Below are 9,570 nucleotides of genomic sequence, written 5' to 3'. Positions count from 1 at the left end.
TCTAGACCTATTTCTGTGAATCGAGCTAGTTTGACGAGAATAGATCTAGTTTCTAGATCTATTTCCGCTGGCGGAGCGCCCATGAGCTCAGTTCGCGGGTTACGCGCATGCGATAGGTCTAGTTTCTAGACCTATTCCGCTAAATCTAGCTAGTTTGACGAGAATAGATCTAGTTTCTAGATCTATTTCCGCTAGCGGAGCACCTTTCTGCCCAATTCTCGGGGGCATGCAATAAAAAAAAGCTGTCTCAAAAGGTTAGATAACCTTTTGAGACAGCCCCTCCGCTATTTACTGCAACGCTTCTTCGCTATCCGCCCAAGAATGCAGAGGCCGCCAATTCAGCACATCCTGCGCCAAATGGTTGCTGACCGCTGCAGCGCGGCCTTCGAAGACCGTGCGGCGATCCGTAACCTCCGGGTAAAAATGATTCAGCAACCGCTCCGTCTCCCAATCGCTCAGCGTATCGCTGCTCGTAATGTTGAGGCAGATTGCCCCGCGATCCTCAACCTGAAGCGACGCGATGCATGCGCTGACGGCATCCCTTATATCGATATAGCTCCACAAAATATGCTTAAAAACCTCCGGCTTATGAACAGCGAGATGCTTATAATCCTCAGGCTTCGTAATCATCGAGAAGCGGAGTGAAATAACCTGCATGCCGTTTCTTCGATCGAACATCGCTGCCGTCAGCTCGTTAACGATTTTCGATAGGCCGTAGCACTCCTGCGGCTGCTGCGGATGATCCTCGTCAAGCGGCAAATAGTCCGGCGCGAACGGAGTAGGCGCCCATGCGAAGCCATAGGACGATTCGCTCGAGCCCATCACGACCTTCCGAATGCCGAGAATGGAGGCCGCTTCCAAAATATGATAGCCCGCTGCTGTATTGTTAGCGAAAATATAAGGATAGGTATGCCCAAGCGGAGCAGGAATAGCCGCCAAATGGACGATCGCATCCGCACCGTGAAGCGCAGACACGACCTGCCCGAAATCGTTCAAATCCACTTTAATTTGTTTGCAGCGAAGCTCACTGGATCTCTGAGCATCTAAGGAAACGACTTCATAGCCTTGCTTCTGAAGCTCCTTAACAAGCTGCGACCCCAGCTTGCCGCTCCCGCCGGTGACAGCGATCGTTTTCATGATGAGTTGCACCTCCGATATTTCATTTTTTATGGACGCACAAGCGTTCCGTCCGCTTTGCGGTCCAGATGATAAGGATTATGATAGGCAGACCGATTCCAATCCTCGCCAACGAGCAATTGCGCCTTCAATTCATCAAGCTCGATTCCGAGGCCTGGCTTATTCGAGGGGTAAAGATAGCCGCCTTTTCTAACGATATGTCCCTCAAAAGCATCCAGCTCCTCCGCCCGAAAATGATTGATCTCCTGGATGCCAAAATTCCAAATCGCCATATCCAAATGCACGGCTGCCGCCTGATTGACCGGATCATTCTCCCCGCCCTCCTGCCAGGCGGTCCGTACGCCAAAGGCTTCGCATAACGCCGCGATTTTGCGGCATGCGCTTATGCCGCCAGCCTTGGATACGCGAACGCGAATGAAATCGATCAGCCGCTCCTTCACGAGCTCCGTCCACTCCTGCGGATTGACGAACAGCTCGCCGACCGCTTGAGGCGTCGCGCTCTGCTGGCGCAGCTGGCGGTACCAGCCGATCTGCTCGGGTGCCAGCGCATCCTCAAGAAAAAACAAACCGTATGGCTCCACTCGCTTAGCGAGCTGTATTGCGTTAATCGGCGAGAGATGCTCATGCACATCATGCGTGAACTGGATGCCCATGCCAAACGCTACCCGCAGCTGCTCGAACATGCTCGGAATCGCATTCAAGTACGCCTGCTCGTCAAACACGGGACCCTTCGTCCATGCTCGCTCGGGCAGATTAGCTTTGTCGCCGTTAATGAAGCCGCCCCCGCCATATCCGCCCATTTGGACGCGAATGACCGTATAGCCTTCTTCCATGTACCGCTGCACGTCCTCCTTCAATTCCTCGATATCCGATCCGCCCGCATGTCCGTAGCAAGGGACAGCCGCCCGGCTTGCCCCGCCCAGCAATTGATAGATCGGCAAGCCCGCTTCCTTGCCTTTAATATCCCATAATGCCATATCGATGCCGCCAATCGCGGTATGCAAAATCGCTCCATTCCTCCAGTAGCCGCTCATATACATCGTCTGCCAAAGATCCTCTATATTCGCGGCATCCTTGCCGATCAGCAGCGGCGCGAGCAATTGCTCAATCACCTGCACGACGGCCTCCGGATTATAGATATCCGAGGCGGAGCCGATACCATATAAACCGTCTTGGTCTGTCTGAACCTTCACGATCGTCCATGTGCCGTTTTTTCGCGTGCGAATGCAGCTAATCCCCGTAATTTTCGCCATGCTCTCACCATCCCTTTTTTTGATCAAGTTTAGTGTAAGCTAGTCGCAGCCTGTTCCAAATGAGGCATCTTTAAACTTTCTGTCCTATTATTGGCCTATTTCTCGTTAATGCCGCAGCATGCGGAAGTTCGCATCGGAAAATAGCAAAAAGGCCTCTGCTGCATGCTGCAAGAGAAGCCGTGCCCTATGCCGTCGTTCGATACGGATATCCGGAATTATCGCATATTTAGAAATCCTGTATTCTCAATCACCGCATCCACTTGAAGCTCCAGCTTAAGTTCGGGATAATATTGCGTCCGCCAATTTTTCAGCTTTGCTCTTGGTATTTTATTTCGGAAATATTGGCCCGTTCCCAAAATATCCGCTCCACTCGCCTTAAGCTTCGCAAACATCTGTTCGAACCGCTGCGTCAGCATGCCTTCAAGCTCCTGCTTGATCGTCTCGCTTGTAGGATTTCCATTCGTCTCCAAAATAACGACCTTTAATTTGATTTTGCTTTTCAAAATCGGCTTATCGTTACTCATCAAGCTTTTATTCGTCATCGAATTGCTGACGATTAGCACGCTAGCATGGCTGCTGACTTCAATTTTCCCTTGCGTGCTTTCGCCACTGAAGGCGTTGAACAATAACGTATCATCCGAGCTGATTTGCGCGACCATTTTCCCATTTTTGATTACCGCTGAGCCCACATGCTGAACGACAGTGCTTGTCCCTGACCGAATAATCGGAACCGCTACATCACGTGTGTAGGAATGAATGCTTCGGTATACCTCCCACACCCGAGTTAGCGCAATTTGTGGATTCCAACCTGCATTTTTCTCGAAAAAATCATAGAGCGCTGTCCCTTCAGGCTCCATTTTTTTCTTCGCAATGGCAAAAAATTGAGCCATGTCTTCATCGCATATCGCGATAAGCGACTTGGAAGATACGTCCCGCCCTCTCATAAAATCTGCTATGATGTCATCCATGCCCTCCTGCGCGTATTTCTTATCCACCAGAATCACCTTCACGTGAAGCAAATCCACATGATCCTCCAGATTCGCACTGATTTTATCCACGGCATGATTAATCGTTTTCCCTGATCCGGATACAATTTTAATTTTTGTCGTATTCCTGCTTGGTTCAGGAATTTGCAGATAGATGTAGTATTCGTTATTTTTTTTCGTTATGCCCATTACAACCGGCAAAACCCGGTGGTTGATATCTCGATTATCCCAGCATCCGCTTAGGGAGAGAGCGAGGCTGATGGCGATTAGCGATTTAAACACTCTCATCTTTATACATCCTTCTGGAACGAAGCCCTATAAATAAAATGGAGAAAGGAATCGCAAATAATACAAAAAATCGGAAAATCGTATTCCACATCACAACCGCCTGGATGACCTCCCAATTAGAAATCAGCAAGCAGCAACCATAAATGATTCCAGCTACTGCAATGACAAAATAATTTAGTTTTACTTTCGGCACGGCACGGTTTAAAATTCGGCTGGCTTCCCATAGCAGCAACGAAATAAACAACATCGTGAATGTAATGAGGCTCAGCAGCAAAAATATCGTCACCCTGTCAAACATCAACCAATTAATATGGATGGTACTGACAAGCATAACGAAAGGAAATTTAAAGGTAGAGGCGGTAGCCTGTCCGAAAGTTAGAAGGGGCAAATAGACAGACAGAAAGAAAATCGGAACGAGTGCCGCCAAAGTAACCATCATTTTTTTGCGGCTAAAGGAAAAAAACGGCTGTACGAAGCCAAGAAATAGAAAGTTTCCGGCAAATGCTGAAAAGCTGTTAAGATAAGCCGGCTTTGTCATAAACGAAAAATTGTTAGGAAATAACGGAAACAAGTAACGAAAGTCTACATTCTGAAACGATATGATAGTCGTGAACAGGATTAACGGAAGAAATAAAAGGGCAAGCAGAAGCCCCGTTCGAAAAATGGCATTCACCCCATTTAGGGTGATATAAGTCGAGATGACAAGAAGGAGACCCATAATCGCCCAAGCTGGCGTATTTGCCAAGAAAACGAGGGTAATGATTTCGGCAAAAGCGCGTACCGTGATGATGTTAACCAAGATCAAAAAAAGCACTAGCGGCAATAAAAAAAGGATGGCTGCCCACTTGCCGACACCCAAGTAAATACTGATAATATCCTGTTTTGGGAAATAGCTCAGACCCTTCATATACGCCCATACGACAATCATATTAATGGCGACCCCTAATGCAATCGCAACCCAATGTCCCTCTGTTGTGCTTGCAATAATATCAACGGGGTAGAAAAAAAACATAAATCCCAGTTGAGTCAAACCGTACATGAATACGACATGATAAGATTTATCCATTTTCCAATTCACCCTTTTTCATACTAAAATTCAAATATGAAATGCCAAACGTAGTGAGACTGGCGAGGTACGTGCTTAGTAAGACCAACCCGCCCAGCAATCCGAGAACCCCGTAGATGGCGCTCAAAATGACAATGACATATTTAAACAGACGGATCGAAAGCGAATTTTGAAAGCCTACCACGGTAGAATTCGCTATCGTTGTAGCCGCAAGCACGATAATGAGCAGATTGCTTACCAATCTAGCCGTCACCACTGCCTGTCCCAAAATAATGCCTCCTACCATCGTGATCGTTGGACCAATACTCTTCGGAAGCCTTGTGCTGGCCTCAATAATCAATTCCAATACGACCAGCATTAATATAATTTCAACGATCGCCGGATATGGCACGCCTTCGCGGCTCTGAGCAATATTAAGTGCAAGCTCTATTCGTAACACCTCAGGGTTCACCGCTACGAGAGCGACATATATACCCGGTGCAAGCAGCGTTATCAATACGCCGATCACTCGCAAAAGGCGGATGACTATCGTTAATGGAATCGGAAAATTCCGATCGTTTTCAAGCGAAAACATATCCCAAAGCAGATTTGGGAGCACAAGCGCAAACGGCAGCCGGTCAATAAATAACACGACTCTTCCCTTTTTTAATGCGCTTGCTACCTCTTGCGGCAATTCGGTCGTATTGAATCTAGGGATGGCGGACCATGAGGAAAAACCCAACGTTTTCGCCATGTTTTGCATATTATTGATTTCTCTATGCAGGTTCTTCTCGATTTCGCTCGTAACATTGTTCACCAGCTCAGGGTCAACGTTCAGGTTATCGTAAATAAGTGAAATCTTTTTATGCTGATCGTTGCCCGCCAAATAAGATTTCACCCGAACGTGCTTGGACATCATCTGCTTTCTGACCATTCCGATGTTCGTATCGATATCCTCGATGAACGAGCTTATCGGTCCTTGGAGCACGTTCTCATTCGTAGGAGATTCGATTGAACGGTTCAGTACGACCGGAAACGGTTCTACAATGACGCATCTTTGTTCACTTTCGAAATAGATGATGAATTTGCCACCGACGAATAAGGCATAGGCTTCGTTTGCATCCATTTCTTTTATGTCGCCGAGCAATGACATCATATCCGCTACGGATTGGGGCGCAGGATCAGCGTTGTCCATATTTTTTCGAAGCGCTATTTTTGTGCTCACCAAATCAATTAGCGAAGTGAAACCCATCATAACGACGGGCACCCCGCAAATTTCATCCGGTTGTATGAGGAAATCGTCATTTCCGCCAAGCTTCTCCTTCACTTCCTGTAAAAAAGAATCCATATGCCGCTTCTCCTTATGTACAATTATTCCATCTTACGATTGTCCCCTCCTCATAGCTTTATATACAACAAAAGGAGTGTCCTCTTCATAAGGACACTCCTTTTTTGCTTATCCAATGCTTGTGTATGGATTGAATAACAGTCGGCATTATTTCTTTTACTAAACGCCACTATGGCCTGCCATTCGCACATGATCCCCCAATCACACGCTACAGTGTAGTTTCTGCAACGTTTCTGCAACGTAATCCCCGGTTTGGTTGCCGTTCCATTGCTACGTTGCAGTTTATGCAATAGAATCCCATACTTCCACCCCATTTACCACTTTTAAGGCTGTTTCTGCTGCAATTCTGCATGGTAGCTTCACCGTATGGTTGTCATGTCAGGTTTCTGCTGCAGTTTCTACACTGTAGCTAATTTCTCTTGAGGGAGTTGGGTTATAAAAAAGCGCAATCCACCAACCGCACGCAGACTTCCACTCCACGCACAAGCAAAAACAGCATCAGCCTTAAGCGTTTTCCATCAGGCGGTGCCGTTTAGCTTTTGGCTAACCGGTCTACGACAAACTGCCCGAATTTTTCAACCGAGTCAAAGATACGCTCCGGCTGGATCCGGTAATGCTTATCCTGTACGACCGACATCCACTGCGCCGCGAATGTGCTTACGCCGGCCTCTTGTCCTGCCTGCATATCGTCATTGCTGTCGCCGACAAAAATAGTGTGCTCCCGAGACCAGCCAAGCGTACTCAAAATTTGTTCAATCCCTTCCGCAGAAGGCTTGCGCTTCTCGACATCGTCGCCGGTCACGATTTTATCGAAATCTATCTCCCAGCCCAGTTTGTCCAAAGAAATATGTAACGTTTTCCGTGATTTCCCTGTAAATAGCGCTAGTCCAAAGCCCTCTAGCTTCAGTGTGCGAAGCAGCTCTGCAATCGCAGCGTTTCGCTCCACCAGCTCCTCGTGATGCTGCTCATAATCGGCGAGAAACTCGCTAATAGCCGTTTCAACCTGTTCACGATTCGCCAAATGCCGATCAATAATCTGCAGCTCCGTCGGCCCCGCCATCCCATAAATATCCTCAATCGACACCTTCCGGTTGTCATGTCTTTGGAACACGCCAGCACAAGCCTGGTACATGACCGGCCAAGTATCGGCAAGCGTCCCGTCAAAGTCAAAAATAATGTGCTTAATCTCCTGCATAAGAATAGCTCCTCTCCCAATGCTTATCTCTTCTCATTATAAGCCAAAAAGGCGTTCCATTCACTTTAATCAACAGCAACAGCGATTTATTGATGGCTGGTCGGATGATTAACGGTTAACGGTATTTCATTATTGAACAGCCGAGCAATATCTCCGGCAAGCCGCAAATAAAAATCGGAGGAAACGGCGACGCCGTCGGCATCCAAGGTGAGGAAATATTGATTGTTTGGAATCATCGAGCTATTTTCGGCCGCTTTGGCAATTGCCGTCGCCTCGTCATACTCGTCAAACATCGCGATGTAGCCCGTATTTACGCCGATGCTCTTCAAATTGTACGCCTGTCGCCACATAAAATCGCCATGAAGCCGCGGAATTTCGTTAACAGGGCCGTTTTTCATGTTTTTCCAAGCAAAGCCCGGCCAGATAACCGGCTGATAGACGATGCCATTTTGCTGGGTAAATGAATAATCAGGCTCCCATTGATTGGTCTTGTAATGGTCGGCCCCCGAAAGCTGGCTGAACCGTCCAACGAACCATGGAGACAGCATATCAAGCGATTTGTATACATCCAGGAAGCCCGGCTTCGAATCGTTATCACCATTCCGCCAGTGGGTAGGCACTCCGCCGATGACGTAATAGCCTTGGTTTTTGAACCAAGCAATTAAGTCCGCGGATTCTGCTGCCGTTCCCGGCCGGTCGGTAAAGCCGATTCCCCAAATGCAAATGACAAGCTTGCCGTCCTGCTTGGCGTAAGCTGCCGAGGAGGTCAAATTCATCGTGCCAACGACATTGTTCGTAAAATCATTTTTGACCGCATTGACCCATTGGCTCGGATCCAGTCCCGTAATATCGTACATGACATAAAATTTACGGTTGTATGCTTCAGCGGCATTTTTCACCTTAACGGCTACACTGTCGCGGTTTTGATTCCAGCTATTCGGAGCATAGTTTGCATCCGCCCCAAACCTTTGTAGCGCCGCGCCGCTGATGTTGTATGTCTGCATCCATTCGAAATGCTTGTTGACCGTTTCCTGATCATAGGAGGAGAAAAGCTTCGCTGGCTGGCCATTGCCCAAATTGCCCAGATTCGTCTGGTAAAGCTTCGAATACTCCCGCAAATCCGGATACATCTCGAAATTCACATTCGAATTCGGCGTAAGGTTGTCGTTGTTTTTTGACCAATGCGTCCAATTGTTAAGCGGTGAGCCGTCGCCGCCTGCGGTGAACCAGCCTTGATAACCGGCAAATATTTTGCCGACTACATCGCCGCCAAGCGAAGCGGCAGAGAACTTATACCACTGCACATTAAATAGATTTCCGGCTCCGCCAGTAAATTTCAAATACAGATTATGCACCCCGCTTATCGTTGATATGGCACAGCTTTTCGTAGTCCAAGATTGCCAGCCGCCCGTGCTCGTTACTGCGCATGTACCGGCTAACGTGCCGCTCGCGCTGCCAAGCCTTATTTCGATATTGCCGCCGCTCGTTTGACTCGCAACGCGCAGCGCGACCGAGGAAGCGCCGCTTCCGAAATTCACGTTATTGAAAGCGATATAATCTCCGTTATCCACGAAAGCAACATTTTGCCCGCCTTCGCTTGATGCTTCCAGCTGAGTGCCGAATTGGCTCGTAAAGCTTGAAGCAGCGGTTTGTACGAAAGCCGAAAAGGCGCTTGGCGCCGCTGTAGGCTGCGGCGTCGGTGCTACAGTTGGTGTAGGCGATGGTATCGTTGACGGTCCATATACCTCCAGCTCAGATAACTGACCGCCGCTAGCGCCCGTATTTGCTGTGATGCCGATTTTAATGTAACGCGTGCTCGTGCTGGCAAAATGTATCGTGACCGCATTTGTGCCCTCGCTAAAAGCGTAGGCTGCTGATGCAGCGAGCGTAGTATAGGATGCGTCATCGCTGCTTTTCTCTACGGACAGGATTTGCGAACGAGCGCCCCATGTCGCCGGAAGCTTAAGTACAACTTGATCGACTGTCTGGCTGCTGCCGAGATCCACTCTGACCCAGCTCGGATAGCTGTTTGCCGCCCCCTCCCAATAGGTGCTTTGATTGCCATCGGTTACGTTTGAAGCGTTGTAGCTCTGCTTGTGACTGCTTTCTGTTACGCTCTTGTTTAACGCGAGATTCGTGGCTGCGGAAACTTTGGGTGAAGAAAATGATAGCTGCGTAGAGATAAGCACAAAAACAAGAAAAGCGATTAAGTAAGCTTGTTTCCTTCCTTTTACCATCATAGCTGCCTCCTCATTTAATCGGATGATAGAGAAAATTAGGCATGTCATTTCATTGGTCCATCCTACCACCTCCCTCTT

At 48.2% G+C, this 9,570-nt stretch carries 7 protein-coding genes; all 7 read right to left on the bottom strand.

Features of this window, described 5'->3' with window-relative positions:
* Positions 1 to 288 precede the first annotated feature (288 nt).
* On the bottom strand, positions 289 to 1,137 hold the full coding sequence (locus tag HI950_RS22655) for an NAD-dependent epimerase/dehydratase family protein (protein ID WP_169082593.1): 849 nt from the start codon (positions 1,135 to 1,137) through the stop codon (positions 289 to 291).
* 29 nt (positions 1,138 to 1,166) lie between these two features.
* Positions 1,167 to 2,390 (bottom strand): enolase C-terminal domain-like protein, encoded by a 1,224-nt coding sequence (locus HI950_RS22650; protein WP_169082594.1) that lies wholly within the window; start codon positions 2,388 to 2,390, stop codon positions 1,167 to 1,169.
* Between the two features lie 215 nt (positions 2,391 to 2,605).
* Positions 2,606 to 3,664: a Ger(x)C family spore germination protein gene (locus tag HI950_RS22645; RefSeq protein WP_169082595.1), complete on the bottom strand. Its 1,059-nt coding sequence runs from the start codon at positions 3,662 to 3,664 to the stop codon at positions 2,606 to 2,608.
* A complete protein-coding gene (locus HI950_RS22640) occupies positions 3,651 to 4,730 on the bottom strand; it encodes a GerAB/ArcD/ProY family transporter (RefSeq protein ID WP_169082596.1) in 1,080 nt (359 codons plus the stop codon). The genes HI950_RS22645 and HI950_RS22640 overlap by 14 nt, the downstream gene beginning before the upstream one ends.
* Positions 4,723 to 6,057 (bottom strand): spore germination protein, encoded by a 1,335-nt coding sequence (locus HI950_RS22635; RefSeq protein ID WP_169082597.1) that lies wholly within the window; start codon positions 6,055 to 6,057, stop codon positions 4,723 to 4,725. Before HI950_RS22635 ends, HI950_RS22640 begins: the two co-directional genes overlap by 8 nt.
* 532 nt (positions 6,058 to 6,589) lie before the next feature.
* Positions 6,590 to 7,252 (bottom strand): HAD family hydrolase, encoded by a 663-nt coding sequence (locus tag HI950_RS22630; protein ID WP_169082598.1) that lies wholly within the window; start codon positions 7,250 to 7,252, stop codon positions 6,590 to 6,592.
* 86 nt (positions 7,253 to 7,338) lie between these two features.
* The gene (locus HI950_RS22625; RefSeq protein WP_187768148.1) at positions 7,339 to 9,492 is read right to left on the bottom strand and encodes a carbohydrate-binding protein; all 2,154 of its coding nucleotides are present in this window, start codon (positions 9,490 to 9,492) and stop codon (positions 7,339 to 7,341) included.
* Positions 9,493 to 9,570 lie beyond the last annotated feature (78 nt).

Origin of the sequence: Paenibacillus sp. PL91 (assembly GCF_012935325.2) — a bacterium.
Lineage (GTDB): Bacteria > Bacillota > Bacilli > Paenibacillales > Paenibacillaceae > Pristimantibacillus.
This window is presented reverse-complemented; position numbering and strand designations above follow the sequence as displayed.